The organism is Francisella uliginis, assembly GCF_001895265.1.
GTDB lineage: Bacteria > Pseudomonadota > Gammaproteobacteria > Francisellales > Francisellaceae > Francisella > Francisella uliginis.
Genome location: NZ_CP016796.1, coordinates 710,616 through 725,583 on the forward strand (window position 1 = coordinate 710,616; position 14,968 = coordinate 725,583).

Here is a 14,968-nt window from a genome sequence, read left to right on the forward strand (position 1 = left end):
ATTGCCACCTATAATGTATCTATTGAAACTGTTGCACTTGCTCCGACTCTAAGAGGATAGCTAGGGTCATTCTTAATAGCTATTCTTACTGGAAAGCGTTGCGTAACTTTTACCCAATTTCCTGTAGCATTTTCTGGAGGAAGTAGTGAAAATACTGATCCAGTTGCATAGCTCAAGCTATCAACTGTGCCTTGATAAGTATGATTATACATATCTAATTCAATATCAACTTTCTGTCCTGGCTTGATTCTATTTAAATCTGTTTCTTTAAAGTTAGCATCAATCCACCATTTTTGATTGTCAATAAAGCCAAATAGTGATTGACCTGGAGAAACAAGCTGACCTTTATATAGTTTCATATTCGAAACATAGCCATCATCAGGAGCTCTAAGAGTAGTGTAGCCAAGGTTTAAGTTAGCATTATCGTAACCAGCTTTTGCAGCACCGACTTGTGCTTTGGCAATTTCTACTTGAATAAGTGCTTGTTTTAAAGATGATGCCGCCTGGTCTTTAGCTTTTTCAGCCTGGATTTTTTGGTCAATATATTTTTGAGCATCTTGTAATGATCCAGCATCGGACTTGTATAACTTAATATATCTATCAGCCATTTTTGTGGCAGTATCTAAAGAAGCTTTAGCTTTAATTAAGTTTGATCTTGCAAAACTAACTTGTTCTTGTGCTACAAATAGTTTGCCTTTTGCCTGAATAACTTTTGAATTTGCTTGAGACGCTTGCAGCTGATAGTCATTCGGATCAATTTGGACTAATTTATCTCCTTTATGTACAAATTGGTTATTTTGCACATAAACTTTTTGTATATAGCCACCAACTTTAGGGGATATTTTAATAACATCAGCACTTACATAGGCATTATCTGTACTTGGAAAAATTTTATTATACTTATAGTATCCATATATTCCTAAAGCAGTCAAAGCTATTATAGTACAACCTATCGCTATTTTTTTAGGCGAAAACTTAGATTCGTTTTTTGTGTTCTCAGTTTGAGTTTCTTGTAAATTTTCTTCTGACATTCTGATTAATCCTATAATGATTTTTAATGCATCACTGGAACAGGAGCATCTTTAGGTGGTTCTTTTAATAAAAATGGTACAAAAGCTAAAGCTAAGCTTAATATACCTACAACGTAAAAAGAGTTAATATAGCTTAATAAGCTACTTTGATGTAATATTTGCTGCTTCGCTATAGCAATAGTTGATGCCTCAGGCATAGGTAAAGAGTGAGCCCAAGACTGAAAATTTTGGTTTAAAGAAGATATATTCTGTGATAGCTCTTGATAAGTAGTTTGTTGATTTCTTGATATAAATGTCGCAACAAAAGCTGTTCCAACAGAGCTTCCAAAATTTCTAAAGAAGTTAAATGATCCTGACATATCGCCCATATCTTCATCAGCAACACCAACAACAAGCACACTCATAAAAGGGATAAAGAACATCATCATTCCAAAACCTTGAATAGCAGTAGTAAGAATAATATCAAATTCACTAGCTGTAGCAGAAAAACTTGCTTGCATTAAACAAGATATTCCAAATACTATCATTCCTAAACTAATAGTTTTTCGAACACCTAATTTTTTTACTAATATTGTTTGCGTTAGACCGGCACCAATAACAGCAGCTATACCTCTAGGAGCAGTTATGTATCCGGCTAAATCAACGGGATAACCATAAACTTGCTGTAACATTGTTGGTAAGTATGCCATTGCTGCAGAGAATAAAAGTACAAACATAAAGCACAAGAAACAAGCTATGACAAAATTCATATTTTTGAAGATTCTAAATTTAACAACAGATGAATAAATTAATCCCCGCCATATGAAAAAGCCCAGAGAAACTATTGATATAGCAAGTAGGATTATTATTTTAATAGAATCAAACCAACCATCTGTATTACCATTATCTATGAAAAATTCTAAACAGCCGACACCAATAGCCATAAATCCAAAGCTGATATAGTCTATTTTAATTTTTTTAATTTTAGTAGTTTCCATCATAAAGGCAATTATGACAAAAGCTATCAAACAAAGAGGGACGTTTACATAGAATATCCATTCCCATGACATGTTTTCACAAATTGCACCACCTAAGACAGGCCCAACAATAGGTCCCATAACGATAACCATACTATATACAGTCATCATTTTATTATATTCTTCATTTTTGAAGCTTGTTGATATATAGGTTTGAGCAACAGATGGTAAGAATGCTCCTCCTAAACCCTGAAAAGCTCTAAAGATAATCATCTCTGTCAAAGATGTTGATAATCCACACATTATCGATGAGACACCAAAGATGACCGAAGAGATTAAGGCAACACGCTTAATTCCATATTTTTCTATTACAAGTCCAGATAATAAAATAAAGATTGCTGCAGTAACAATATACACGGTAGTAACATCAGCTATTGTTTCAACATTTGCACCAATAGCCCCCATAATTTGAGGTATTGCAACGGCAACAATAGTTAAGTCAACAATTTCAGCTAGAGCAAGTAAGCTTATTGCTATTGCAACTATAGATCTTTTTTGGCTCCAGAATCCTGTTGTATTAGTCGTATTTGTTTGCATAGCTTGAAAATATTACTTAATTTTTACAAAAACATAACCCTTACTACTACCAAATTTAAGTAGATAGAATAAAAAATATTTTAGGTGTTTAAATTATTTTAGAATTATTGCACAATTTACGCTATGTATTATAACATTATAGGGACAAAAAATATTGAAAACTGGCCAAAATTATTCTGATACAGAAATTCTCTCTTTTGGTGACTGGTTAGATGGCCCATCAATTGTAGCAATTAAAGGTGGAAACTCTCCAGATAGCGAAAATCAAATCAACTCTAAAGAGACAGATTGGCATCATCATTCACGAGGTAAGATATTTTGTGTGGAAAGTGGTCTAGTACATGTTAGTACTCCAAATGGCTCATGGGTTTTGCCTTCTAATAGGGCAGGATGGGTGCCTCCCAATACTTCACATAAGATACGTATTAGTGGTATTGTTCATGGTTGGGTAATTTTTATATTACCTAGTATCTGTGAGACTCTACCAGATACTTCTCGTGTAATCCCAATGAGTCAGGTATTAAGAGCATTAGCACTAAGAGCAGTCGAATGGGATAAACAACAAACCCTAACAGAAGAGCAGGAATATATAGCAACTATAATTTGTAATGAAATTAGACGAGCACCAGAAGAAGCATTACATTTACCAATGCCAAAATCAAATAGACTAATAAAAGTCGCAAATGCTATAGTTGATAATCCATCTCTTGATAAAAGTTTAGAGGAATGGGCCTCGTTTGGAGCTATGTCATCACGTACTTTAAGAAGAGCTTTTTTAACTGAAACAGGTCTTAGTTTTTCGCGTTGGCGTCAACAAGCCCAACTAGCTCATGGTTTAGATATGTTAGCACAAGATATACCAGTTACTGAAGTTTCAGATTCATTAGGCTACGCATCATCAAGTAACTTTATAGCAATGTTTCGTCGAGCATTTGGCAAAACACCTAAGCAGTATTTTTCGAGTAGAGATGAGTAATAAGATTATAAAAAGTCGTTTTTAAGTTTTTTGATATCAATTTTACCAGTATTGTTTTTGGGTAAAGTTTTTACAAAAATACATGTTTTTGGAACCTTATAGCTTGCTAATTTTTCCCGGCAATGATCAATTATATCTTTTTCGGTTAATTTAGAACCTTTTTCTAATGAGATAAAAGCAATTGCTCTTTCTCCAGATGTCTTAGATTCTATCCCTGTTACAGCGACCTCTTTGATATCTTCTAATTTTAGAATACATATTTCTATTTCACGTGGATATACATTAAATCCAGATACAATAATCATATTTTTGAGTCTATCAGATATTGTTAAGCGACCTTTTTTATCGATATAACCAACATCGCCTGTTTTTAGCCAGCCATCTTCAGTAAAATATAATTCATTATTTTTTTCATCATTCCAGAAGCCTTGGCATTGTTGGGGACCTTTTAGCCAAATTTCTCCTTCTTTGAAGCACTCATCGATCTCTTCAGAAGTTTCTAGATTTCTAATACTTAGTTGAGTGCCTGGAATAGGATAGCCACATGTACCAAAGTAATCTTCTTCTGATTCATTAAATTTATTTAAAGATATCGCAGGAGACATCTCTGTCATACCATAGCCTTCTTTAAGCTCAACACCAGTTCGATCTAACCATCTTAAGTAGATTTTACGCGAGATAGGCATTCCACCACTTAGAGAATACTGATATCTTGTTTTATTAATTTTTTCAAAATCTGGGTGCTCCAACATAGCCATATAAAGAGTGTTCAAACCATTAAAAATAGTAAACTCATTTTTTGACATCGTTTTGATTAGATCTTTGATGTCTCGAGCATTTGGGATTAAGACATTCTTAGCGCCTGCAAAAAAGAAACACAACAAATTAGCACTTAGTGAAAATATATGATAAAGCGGAAGTGCTGTAATAAGAACCTGCTCAAATACATTCATATCATGTTTTATCCAAGCCCAGACTTGTTGGATATTTGAGGCAACATTATCATGCGTAAGAATTGCACCTTTAGGTTTGCCTGTAGTACCACTTGAATATTGTAAACATAAGATATTATCTTTAGTTATATTTGGTTTTTTATACAATCTTTTATCTGCTTTTATCACGTTTGTAAATTGTATAAATATATTTTTATTATATTTAGGCTTATCTTTAATTAGATGCTTAGAAACTAATCCTATAACTTGCTTTTTAGGGAATGGATATAAGTCAGCAATATTTGTGACAATTATATTTTCTAAAGAGTTAATATTGATTTTTGCTTTTTGAATATGGTGAGCAAACATATCCATTACAATAGCAACTCTGACATTACAGTTGTTAAAAATAGCTTCTAATTCATCAGCTTTGTAAAGTGGGTTAATATTAACAAATACTGCTCCTATCTTTATACATGCAAATAAACAAACAGTAAACTGTAAACAGTTTGGTAAAACTATCGCAACTCTATCACCTTTTTCAATACCTAAGTCATTCTGAAGGAAGCTAGCTATTTTTGTTGCTAGATCATCTACTTGAGAAAAAGATAGATTTACATCGTGACAAGATACAGCATCTCGATAAGGATATTGAAGTATAGCTTTTTCATACAAGTCTAAAAGAGTGTATATATTTGGTTCTATATCTTTAGGTGTATTCTCGGGATAATTAGACAACCAAGTCTTTTTAGAAAATTTACTCATGACAAAAATTAAAATTAATTAGTTAAAAGTTATTTTAGCAAAAAAATATCTTATTGAAATAAGTTTGGATTATATATTCCAATAAATGGAACTTATAAAAGTTAAATTTTTATTTTTCAAAATAACTAATAAAGTGAAAAGGTAGGTTATTTATAATAATCAGATAAATAAGCTTAGAAAGATTGTTTAAGAAAATTAATTATTGATATTATATTTATAGGTGCTGTTTCAGCTTTGAGTATTCTTTTGCCTAAATTTATCATGGAGAAATTACTTTCTTTGAAATAGCTCATTTCATTTTCACTAAAGCCTCCTTCTGGTCCAATAAATATATTAAACTCAGAATGATTTTCAATTTGATACTTAATATCTTCAATAGTTCTAGAGTATGGACAAAGTGTAAAGTTTAAAGATCTTGTGTTTATATCTATATCATGCAAATTTGTAGGTGTATGTAACTTAGGGATAAATACACGACCACATTGTTCTGTTGCAGATATAGCTATTTTATTCCATCTTTCTATTTTTTTATCAAATCCTTTCTTATCAAATTTATGATTTGTAAATTCTGTAATTATTGGGTATATATTATTTACTCCCAGCTCAGTAGCTTTTTGAATTACAAGTTCAAAATTTTCATTTTTAATTAGTGATTGGTATAAGTTTATTTGATAGGGGTTTTCATTTTTTATCTCTTTTGAAGAAATTACCTCAAGATCGATGCTTTTATTATTTACATTTAGTATTTTTGTTTTATATTGCAGACCATCTAGATCATTAAATAATTCAACTATATCGTTTTTTTTAAGTCTAAGAACATTCTTAAAGTAATTATAGTATTCTCCAGATATTGAAAGATTTTTTGTATTGTTTGAAATTTTAGCAAAAAAACCTCTAATAGTTCTCATATGATCAAAATTTGTTAAAATATTTATCCTTTATTATAAGTTTTAAGATAACTAAAAAGTAGGAAAACTATGAAAATATTTAATAAAAGTTTTATAACAAACTTAATTGCTCTGTTCTTAGCGTTGCTTGGGTGGTATTTAGCAAATGATCATATAAAGAGTATTGGTTTTTATGCTTTATCTGGAGCATTGACTAATTGGATTGCTATATACATGTTATTTGAGAAAATTCCATTTTTATATGGCTCAGGAATTATTCCAAATAAGTTTGAGAGTTTTAAAAAGGCTATAAAGAAAATGATTATGGAGCAATTTTTTTCTCCAGAAAATTTAGATAAGTTTCTGGCAAGTGATGAGATCAAAAAGTATCTTAGCAATACAATAACTTCAAAGATTAGTTATGATAAGATTTTTGATAGTTTTGTCGATATGTTAATGACTAGTAAATATGGATCAATGATAGAAATGTTCTTAGGAGGTAAGGATGCTTTAGAAGGTCTAAGGCAGCCTTTTATAGAAAAGCTAGATGCAAAAATTTTGGAACTTGTTGATGGTTTAAAAATAGATAGTGAGACTCTTTCAAAGAAGACTAGTCAAAAGATAGAGAAACTTATCGATATGCGTCTAGAGGAGTTGACGCCTCAAATGATAAAAGAAATAGTTCAAAGAATTATTAGAGAACATCTTGGCTGGCTTGTTGTCTGGGGAGGTGTATTTGGAGGATTAATAGGTCTAATAGCTAGTTTTATTGTTTAGTAGTTACATTAAATAGAGTAGGTGGTTTAGACTTTAATGTTTTGCTATTATCTTTTTGTTCTCTAATATTTTTAATTAACCAAGGCTTTAGATCAGAAAGAATATGCGCTAAAGCTATATTTGTTAGTTCTGCATATCTACGCGCACTAACATCGTTACTTGTAATTTTACGATTATATTTTATTGTCTTGATAACTGCTGTACCAGTTTTTTCATTTTTTAGATAAAAAGTTATATAAAAGAAGAACTGATTATGATCTAAATCTAATACAGGACCATAAGGAGTAGTGCCAGATAGAGTGAAGTCTTGACGAATATTAATATTTTGGAATGCCAAATTATTAACAATATTATTATCTAGTATATATTCAAAAGTAGCTACAGTGAGCATTTTAGATACTGGCATAGCCCATACACTATTTTTGAAGTTATGTAGTTGATCATTTTCAACATAAAACATTTGTGTTGATTTTGATACTTGGGTTTGTATGTTATACACAAGTAGCGTTGTATTTATATCAGCATTTTTTGTATTAGGAAGAGATTTTTCCTCAATTTGTTTACCATAAATTATGTATTCTTTCTCATTAGGAACTTTTACAGGATCTCCAACTAAAGAAAAAGCAAATAGCTTTAAAGGTAAAATTATAATTAAGCTAGTTAGTAAATATTTTTTAATATTTTTTTTAATTATCATGTTCAACTCCTCTAACAATAATTGAAGGATCATACTGAAGTAGTCGCATAACATCATTTAAACGAGTAATAGTTTCTTGGCTTTCAGTCATGGTATCATTAAAGTTCATAAGTGTTTTATTAAAGTAGATAGATGAATTACTCAGATTATAAAGAAGTATATTTATACTATCTGTAAACTCATTAAATTTATCTAAATTTTGAGGAGATAGCATCTTATTAAACTTAGCAGATATTTGCTCTAGAGAGTCAGCTATTGCTCCAACCTTTTTCATAATATTTTTAAGTTGTGATGGTTTAGATTTAATAATGTTTATTTTATCTTTTTGTTTGTTTATCAAATCTAGACCTACATCATTTTTACCAATGTCTAAAGATAATTCCACCACTGATTGACCTGTGATTCCTACAGTTTGTAGAGTTGCAACTGTTTGTTTATATATCGGAATACTACTATCTATTTTCATATATACACTAACTAGTTTAGGATTTTTCTCATTAATAGATATATCGCTAACCTTGCCAACATCAAAACCTTTATATGAAACTGCTGAACCAACATTTAAACCAGAGATGCTAGAAAAATTTGTCATATAAGTAGTTGTTGATTGATTTTTAAACCCTCCTGATAAGAAGAATCCTATAAAGATCATCACAAATACCATGAAAATCACAAATAATCCTGCGATAAGGTTCTTTATACTATTTTCATTCATTATATAAGCTCCTAATATTTACCCTCATTATGTGGATCAAAAAAATTTCTTATACTTTGATATTGAGTTTGCTGAGAAACAAACTTAACAGTATCATGTAACATTATTCTTTTTTCATCCATATATATAATATCATCAACAATTCGCCAAATAGTGTTTAGATCATGAGTAATCATAACTACAGATATTCCCAATTCTTCCTTTAAATATAAAATAAGTTCGTCCATTGCTTTTATTGAAAATGGATCTAATCCAGCATGTGGTTCATCTAAAAAAACAACTTTAGGATCTAATGCAATAGTCCTTGCTAAAGCAACTCTTTTTAACATACCACCACTTATCTCAGAAGGATACTTATTAAAAGCCTCTTCTTTAAGACCAACCATTCTTAGTTTTATAATCGCTATATCTGTAAGTATGTCCATAGGAAGGTTTGTATGTTGTTTTAAAGGAAATATTACGTTTTGTAAGTTAGTTAATGATGAAAAAAGAGCACAATGTTGAAACATCATACTCATATTGCTAGAAATTTGTTTGCGTTTAATTGGATTATCTACTAGTTTTGATATTTCCTGACCGAGTAAAAAAATTTTACCAGAATAAATAGGCTGTAGCATAAGGATTTCTCTCATTAGAGTAGTTTTACCACATCCACTAGCACCAATAATGCAACTTATTTTTTCTGGGGGGATATCAAGATTTAAATCTTTATGAATCCATTCCTTACCAAATTTAGTACAGAGGTTTCTTACTTGAATAATGCTTTCATTCATTATAATACTCCCTTATCAAGACCCATTTAATGCCACGGCAAAAATTGCATCAACGACAATTATTAAAAATATTGAATAAACAACACTTGTAGTTGTCGCTTTACCAACACTTTGCGAGTCTCTTTTTACGGAAATACCCTGGTGACAACCAATTCCTGCAATTACTAAAGCAAAGAAAGGGGTCTTAAGTAGTCCTATGTAAAAATGATTAACACTAACATAAGTAAATAGTCGATCAATAAACTGTAAAGGTGATATTCCAGCAATTAGATCCATTATTATAATACCGCCAACTATATTAGCAACCATTGCTATAGTTGTAAGTACAGGTAAGCTTATAACTAGAGCTGTAATTCTTGGTAAAACTAAGCGTTGTATTGGGTCTTCGCCAATCGTTTGCAGTGCATCTATTTCTTCATTAACTTTCATAATACCTATTTCAGATGTAAAAGAAGAACCACTTCTACCGGCAATTATAATGGCTGTAAATAATGGAGCAAACTCCCTGAAAGATGAAACTCCTAACATATCTACAACAAATATCTGTGTTCCATATTGTTGCATTAATCCAAGTGGTAGATATGTTAAAACTAGCCCGACAATTAATGATAAAAGTATAACTATACTTAATGCCTTAATTGTTGAGTCATAAGTAATATTTAGTACGATAGAAAAAAAAGATTTATATGGTTTACGAATAAGAGTCAGGTAACCAATAAATATTGCACCAAGAAACCCAATACTAGCTTTAATCTCTGATAAAAGGTCATTGGTGTTTTTACCTAGAGTGTAGATGCTATTAAAGACAACGTTATTAGTTTTTTTTACAAGTTCCTCATCTTTTTGGCAAGGGAAATTTTTAAAAACGATATCAATTAAATTTTTGTTTTTCTCGCTATTAACTATTATTTGTTTTTTACTTAGCTTTAGAGAGTTGGCTAATTTGATTATAAAGTAAGCACCAGCAGTATCTAGATTATCAACTTTTGAAATATCTAAATGTTTTATATCATTTTTTATTTTATTAATCTTTTTATCAATTGATTTTGGCTTAACTTGCTTAAGAGTTAGCAAGCCTTCAAAATAAATAGTGTCTTTATCTATTTTTAAATCCATGTGCTATACACAAAAGTTTAAGCCTCAATATCTTAAATATACTAAAAAAGCTCACTAATACCAATAGCTATGATAATGTTATTGACAATATTTGATAGAATTATATTGTGTTAAGTTGTTTAGTTTAATAATACTAGTAAGTCGTTGTTTATATTCATGTGAGCCTATTTCTGAATAGCTTTCTAGAGTGTCAAATAATGCTGAGACTGGTAGCTGTTGGTTATTTACTTTATTTCTTATAACTCTAAAATCTTTAAAGTTTGAGCCAGTATTAAGTCTGTGATAATAGCCAAGAACACTATCAGTTGCATTATTAAATGCCTCTAGGTATACATTTGCATCTAGGGCTTTTACTCCACAATCTTTAGAATAACAGTGTAGACCAAAGTAATTATTGTAGTCTTTGGCAAATCTTGATGTTCCCCAGCCACTTTCTAGTATTGCTTGAGCTAGAATAAAGCTGGTTGGAACAGTATTTATTTTTAGCTCTAAAAGTTTAAGCTGGTCTAAGGGGGGATGCTTCTTTTCTATCTTATAATATTTTAGGTATTCATCTAATACGCCAGCTTCTTTTTTATTGAAAGCTTGTTTTCTTAAATAAGCCTTTTTAAGATTCTGAATTTGCTTTTTTTCTAAGCATATTTCTTTGTTTGCAATCTCTATTGCTGTGAGCATATATTCTATAAAAGCGGCTTTTTTCTTTGTAGGGTCTTCAATACTTGAAAAGTCAGGCTTTTGAATTTCTTGATAATTGCTAGATGCTATAAAAAATTTTTCGGTAGGGTATTTGACTTTTTGTTCAAAAGATAAAATTATTGCAAGTAATATTAAAGATAGAGAAATACAAAAATATTTTAAAAAAGATTTTTTATTCATCATAATCATAATCTTCTTCATCAAAATACTCTATAGTTTCTCTAAGTTGATTTTTTAAGCTTAGCATATCATTAGGAAGCTTACTTTTAAACCTGACTATTTTTTCTGTAGTAGGATGAGTAAAAGATAGTTTATAAGCATGCAGAGCTTGTCGTTGTATATCTTCGATACCAAGTTTTTTTAATTTTACAGATGATTTGTTGTATGTTTGATCACCAACTAAAGGGTGTTTTATGCTTTTCATATGAACTCTTATTTGGTGAGTCCTACCTGTTTCAAGTTTACACTCAACTAGAGTAAATCCTTCATAAACCTCAATAGGAGTATAATTTGTAATAGCTTCTTTACCTTTATAGTTAATAGCCATTTTTGTACGATTATTAGGATCTCGGCCTATTGGTTCATTAATTGTACCTTCATAATATATTTCACCTTCGACGATAGCTAAATATCTACGCGATACCTCTCTACTTGACAATTGCTGCACTAAACTATGGTATGCAACGCTACTTTTAGCTGCTACCATTAATCCAGATGTATCTTTATCTAAACGATGGACTATACCTGCGCGAGGCAGTTTATCTTGATTTTCATAGCGGTGTAATAAAGCATTTGATATCGTTCCTGACATATTTCCAGCACCAGGATGCACAACCATATTTACAGGTTTATTTATTACTACAATATCATCATCCTCATAAACTATATCTAGCTCGATATCCTCAGGGAGCCACTCATTCGTAGGTAGAAGTTCTATATTGATATCAACATGTTCATCACCTAGCACTATATATTTAGGCTTAATAACTTGTTCATTAACTGTTATAGAGCCTTCTTTTAACCATTTTTGTATTTGAGAGCGAGAAAACTGGTCGTATAAATCATTAATTGCTACATCAATTCTTTTACCAGCATCTTCTGGTTGTAGAATAATCTTTTGATGAAATTCGTTAGATAGTGTATTATTTGGCATGTTAAATGTTTTATGTGTTTTTATAAAAAATAATAATTCTAACAAGAATTATATAAGAAAATTCTAAGGATAGTTAATTTAATGACTAGGTTTTTATATTTAATAGTGTTTATTCTGGTTGTTTTATCATTAAGCTCTTGCGGGCCTAAAAAAGATAGTGAATTACCTCAAGTTTATACTGGGTATACAGCAAGCTTTATTTATGCAAAAGCTCATCAACAGATGCAGAATGAGAAGTATTTTGATGCTATTCGCTCTTACAAGTCTCTTGTTGCGCAGTATCCATTTACACCATTAGCTGAGAAGGGTATGGTTGATCTAGTTTATGTATATTATATGGATGATGAGTCAACAATGGCTTTAGCGTTAGGTAAGCAATTCATTAAGATGTATCCGTATAGTAAATATAAAGGTTATGTTTATTATATGATTGGGGTAGTAGGCTTTGAGGATGGCAGAGGGTTATTACAAACTTATGCGCCATATGATATGAATTATCATGACCCTACAGGTTATGAAGATGCATATAAGAACTTTCAAAAAGCAATACTACTAGATCCTACAGGTAGTTTTGTACCAGATGCTAAGCGTAGAATGGTATTTACTAATAATATTATTGCGCAGCATTATGATGATATTGCTCACTTTTATTATAAAAGAGGTGCGTATAATGCCGCTATTGATAGGGCTGCTGAAGTAATAAGAAGATATCCTCAAAGTACAGTGGTTCAGGATGCATTCGTGTTAACAATAAGATCTTATAATAAGCTTGGACTATATGATCAAGCTAAGGATAATATCAAAGTCCTTAAGAAAAACTATCCTAAGAATAAGTTCTTGAAGAATTTAAGACCTGATGGTACAGAAGAACCTACTTGGTATGATCGTTGGTTTGGATGGTTATAGTTTTAATTAAACTTTTATAAAAATTTATTAAATCATTTATTCAATAATAGAAGCAATTTTATTTATTTTCAGTTTATTTTTTTGATTATAAATCCTAGTCTTATAATCAAAAGAACCTTTTTTTTCAGAAATTAATAATTTATATTGTTTTATATAACAAATTAATGATTTCTTAGCATTATGTATAAAAAATTATTAACATACTCTTTGCTAGCTTCTTCTTTAACATATGCATATGCCGGTAATGAATTATTAGCTAAAGATAAGTCGGCTAATAGTTGTCGTTGTTTACCATCACAGTCTTGCTGGCCAACTAAACAGCAATGGAGTGAATTTGCAAACTATTTGAAAGGAAAGTTGATTCAGCCTTCAACATCTTTAGATAAATGTAAATCAGATATAAACAGTGAAAAATGTAAAAAATCTCTTGCAAGGGTGAAAAATCCCTTTTATTTACAGTCTGATCCAGGCAGAAATGAATCTCAAGGTTGGTATGGAGCATGGAGTAATAAAGCAAGTACATATGCTGTTGAAGCAGCAAATACTAATGATATCGTTAAGGCTGTTGATTTTGCTAGAGAACATAATCTACGTTTAGTTATTAAAGGTGCAGGACATGATTATTTAGGACGTTCAAATGCTCCAGACTCTTTATTAATTTGGACTCATAATATGCGAGATATCACATACAATAAGCATTTTCATCCAAAAAACTGTACTAAATCTAAAGAATATTCTGCCGTAACAGTTGGTGCTGGGACAAGATGGCTTGAAGCATATAATGTTGTTACAAATAAACATCATGAATATGTTCAAGGAGGTGGTTGTACAACTGTTGGAGCTGCTGGCGGATTTACTCAAGGTGGAGGTTTTGGAAGTTGGTCAAAAGAATTTGGTACTGGTGCTGCAGGAATAGTTCAAGCTGAGATTGTTACAGCAAATGGTAAAGTAATCATTGCTAATGAATGTCAAAATCAAGATTTGTTCTGGGCGATTAAAGGAGGAGGTGGGGGAACCTTTGGTGTAATTACCAATCTAACCTTAAGAACACATAAGCTCCCTGAATATTTTGGTTTAATGAGTGGTGAAATAGTTGCAGATAATGATAAAGCATACAAATCATTGATCAAAAAATTCCTTTCATTCTATTACTCAGATTTAAACAATAAGCATTGGGGTGAACAGTTTGCATTTCGTCCAAATGATAAGCTAACTATTGCCATGGTTACTCAAAACTTGACTCAAGAGAAAGCCTTAGATGTATGGAAATCTTTTAAATCCTGGGTAAACAACCAACAGGACTTACACTATAAGGTTAAGTATATTGATATACCTCCAGCACAAATTTGGAGTTATGATTTTTGGCATAAAAATTATCCAAATATGGTTGTTAAAAACACTGGACCAGATGCTCGTGATGGAGAGTTCTGGTGGGCATCAAATACAGGAGAAGTTTTTGCTTATTGGTATACCTATCAATCATGGTACTTGCCTGAATCATTATTTGATTCTGAAAACATTTCAAAAACTGCAGAAACCTTTTATAAAGTATCTCGTTTAGCACCTGTATCAATACAGATAAATAAAGGTTTAGCAGGAGCATCTAAACAGGCTGTAGAGCTTACTAAACAGACAGCTATGCATCCTGGTGTTTTTGATGCAGGAGCTTTAGCTATTATGAGCTATAGTAGTGATAAGCCTCAAATTGATAAATCAAAGATGTCTCCAGATGTTAAAAAGAAAGTTGACGATATCTATAAAGCTATGTCAATGATTCAAAATTTAGCTCCAAATGCGGGTACTTATGCTAATGAAGCTGATTACTTTCAAAAAGATTGGCAAAAAGTATTTTGGGGAGATAACTATTCACACTTGTTAAATATCAAAAATAAATATGATCCACAAGGATTATTCTATTGTCATCATTGTGTTGGTAGTGAGTATTGGCAAGATGGAGGAATGTGTAAGAATTAAGGGTTTTATTCTTTATA

General features: G+C 31.0%; 14 protein-coding genes. 4 read left to right on the forward strand and 10 right to left on the reverse strand.

The window, feature by feature from the left end; translation table 11 throughout:
- Nucleotides 1-8 precede the first annotated feature (8 nt).
- Nucleotides 9-1,031 (reverse strand): HlyD family secretion protein, encoded by a 1,023-nt coding sequence (locus F7310_RS03510; protein ID WP_072711809.1) that lies wholly within the window; start codon nucleotides 1,029-1,031, stop codon nucleotides 9-11.
- 23 nt (nucleotides 1,032-1,054) lie between these two features.
- Nucleotides 1,055-2,584: an MDR family MFS transporter gene (locus tag F7310_RS03515; protein WP_072711811.1), complete on the reverse strand. Its 1,530-nt coding sequence runs from the start codon at nucleotides 2,582-2,584 to the stop codon at nucleotides 1,055-1,057.
- A gap of 154 nt (nucleotides 2,585-2,738) precedes the next feature.
- Here F7310_RS03515 and F7310_RS03520 point away from each other — a divergent pair, with 154 nt between their 5' ends.
- A complete protein-coding gene (locus F7310_RS03520; RefSeq protein WP_072711813.1) occupies nucleotides 2,739-3,560 on the forward strand; it encodes an AraC family transcriptional regulator in 822 nt (273 codons plus the stop codon).
- A 5-nt stretch (nucleotides 3,561-3,565) separates the two neighbouring features.
- Here F7310_RS03520 and F7310_RS03525 read toward each other — a convergent pair whose 3' ends face one another.
- Both F7310_RS03525 and F7310_RS03530 read right to left on the reverse strand, forming a co-directional pair.
- Nucleotides 3,566-5,257 carry a long-chain-fatty-acid--CoA ligase gene (locus F7310_RS03525; protein ID WP_072711814.1) on the reverse strand — a complete coding sequence of 564 codons (1,692 nt, stop codon included), beginning with the start codon at nucleotides 5,255-5,257 and terminating at the stop codon, nucleotides 3,566-3,568.
- Nucleotides 5,258-5,430: 173 nt separating this feature from the next.
- On the reverse strand, nucleotides 5,431-6,165 hold the full coding sequence (locus F7310_RS03530; RefSeq protein ID WP_072711816.1) for a 16S rRNA (uracil(1498)-N(3))-methyltransferase: 735 nt from the start codon (nucleotides 6,163-6,165) through the stop codon (nucleotides 5,431-5,433).
- A 69-nt stretch (nucleotides 6,166-6,234) separates the two neighbouring features.
- Here F7310_RS03530 and F7310_RS03535 point away from each other — a divergent pair, with 69 nt between their 5' ends.
- A complete protein-coding gene (locus tag F7310_RS03535; protein WP_072711817.1) occupies nucleotides 6,235-6,921 on the forward strand; it encodes a DUF445 domain-containing protein in 687 nt (228 codons plus the stop codon).
- Here the strand turns inward: F7310_RS03535 and F7310_RS03540 are convergent.
- From F7310_RS03540 to F7310_RS03565, 6 genes are all read right to left on the reverse strand, one after another.
- Nucleotides 6,911-7,600: a hypothetical protein gene (locus F7310_RS03540; RefSeq protein ID WP_072713529.1), complete on the reverse strand. Its 690-nt coding sequence runs from the start codon at nucleotides 7,598-7,600 to the stop codon at nucleotides 6,911-6,913. The genes F7310_RS03535 and F7310_RS03540 overlap by 11 nt on opposite strands.
- A 7-nt stretch (nucleotides 7,601-7,607) precedes the next feature.
- Nucleotides 7,608-8,333 (reverse strand): MlaD family protein, encoded by a 726-nt coding sequence (locus F7310_RS03545; protein WP_072711819.1) that lies wholly within the window; start codon nucleotides 8,331-8,333, stop codon nucleotides 7,608-7,610.
- A gap of 11 nt (nucleotides 8,334-8,344) precedes the next feature.
- Nucleotides 8,345-9,106, reverse strand: a complete 762-nt coding sequence (locus tag F7310_RS03550; protein WP_072711820.1) for an ABC transporter ATP-binding protein — start codon at nucleotides 9,104-9,106, stop codon at nucleotides 8,345-8,347.
- Between the two features lie 15 nt (nucleotides 9,107-9,121).
- On the reverse strand, nucleotides 9,122-10,222 hold the full coding sequence (locus F7310_RS03555) for an MlaE family ABC transporter permease (RefSeq protein ID WP_072711822.1): 1,101 nt from the start codon (nucleotides 10,220-10,222) through the stop codon (nucleotides 9,122-9,124).
- Between the two features lie 78 nt (nucleotides 10,223-10,300).
- A complete protein-coding gene (locus F7310_RS03560) occupies nucleotides 10,301-11,101 on the reverse strand; it encodes a glucosaminidase domain-containing protein (RefSeq protein ID WP_072713530.1) in 801 nt (266 codons plus the stop codon).
- The gene (locus F7310_RS03565; protein WP_072711824.1) at nucleotides 11,091-12,071 is read right to left on the reverse strand and encodes an RluA family pseudouridine synthase; all 981 of its coding nucleotides are present in this window, start codon (nucleotides 12,069-12,071) and stop codon (nucleotides 11,091-11,093) included. Before F7310_RS03565 ends, F7310_RS03560 begins: the two co-directional genes overlap by 11 nt.
- Before the next feature lie 81 nt (nucleotides 12,072-12,152).
- On the opposite strand from F7310_RS03565, the gene F7310_RS03570 reads away from it, so the two are divergent.
- Together F7310_RS03570 and F7310_RS03575 are read left to right on the forward strand one after the other, a co-directional pair.
- Nucleotides 12,153-12,977: an outer membrane protein assembly factor BamD gene (locus F7310_RS03570; RefSeq protein WP_072711825.1), complete on the forward strand. Its 825-nt coding sequence runs from the start codon at nucleotides 12,153-12,155 to the stop codon at nucleotides 12,975-12,977.
- Nucleotides 12,978-13,157: 180 nt separating this feature from the next.
- Entirely contained in the window at nucleotides 13,158-14,951 is a 1,794-nt protein-coding gene (locus tag F7310_RS03575; protein WP_072711827.1) for an FAD-binding protein, read from the forward strand.
- Nucleotides 14,952-14,968: the final 17 nt, after the last annotated feature.

Excerpts from the sequence above, each read along its gene's own strand:
- F7310_RS03510 (WP_072711809.1), bottom strand. The coding sequence starts at position 1,031 with ATGTCAGAAGAAAATTTACAAGAAACTCAAACTGAGAACACAAAAAAC.
- F7310_RS03515 (WP_072711811.1), bottom strand. The coding sequence starts at position 2,584 with ATGCAAACAAATACGACTAATACAACAGGATTCTGGAGCCAAAAAAGA.
- F7310_RS03525 (WP_072711814.1), bottom strand. The coding sequence starts at position 5,257 with ATGAGTAAATTTTCTAAAAAGACTTGGTTGTCTAATTATCCCGAGAAT.
- F7310_RS03530 (WP_072711816.1), bottom strand. The coding sequence starts at position 6,165 with ATGAGAACTATTAGAGGTTTTTTTGCTAAAATTTCAAACAATACAAAA.
- F7310_RS03535 (WP_072711817.1), top strand. The coding sequence starts at position 6,235 with ATGAAAATATTTAATAAAAGTTTTATAACAAACTTAATTGCTCTGTTC.
- F7310_RS03545 (WP_072711819.1), bottom strand. The coding sequence starts at position 8,333 with ATGAATGAAAATAGTATAAAGAACCTTATCGCAGGATTATTTGTGATT.
- F7310_RS03550 (WP_072711820.1), bottom strand. The coding sequence starts at position 9,106 with ATGAATGAAAGCATTATTCAAGTAAGAAACCTCTGTACTAAATTTGGT.
- F7310_RS03555 (WP_072711822.1), bottom strand. The coding sequence starts at position 10,222 with ATGGATTTAAAAATAGATAAAGACACTATTTATTTTGAAGGCTTGCTA.
- F7310_RS03560 (WP_072713530.1), bottom strand. The coding sequence starts at position 11,101 with ATGATGAATAAAAAATCTTTTTTAAAATATTTTTGTATTTCTCTATCT.
- F7310_RS03565 (WP_072711824.1), bottom strand. The coding sequence starts at position 12,071 with ATGCCAAATAATACACTATCTAACGAATTTCATCAAAAGATTATTCTA.
- F7310_RS03570 (WP_072711825.1), top strand. The coding sequence starts at position 12,153 with ATGACTAGGTTTTTATATTTAATAGTGTTTATTCTGGTTGTTTTATCA.
- F7310_RS03575 (WP_072711827.1), top strand. The coding sequence starts at position 13,158 with ATGTATAAAAAATTATTAACATACTCTTTGCTAGCTTCTTCTTTAACA.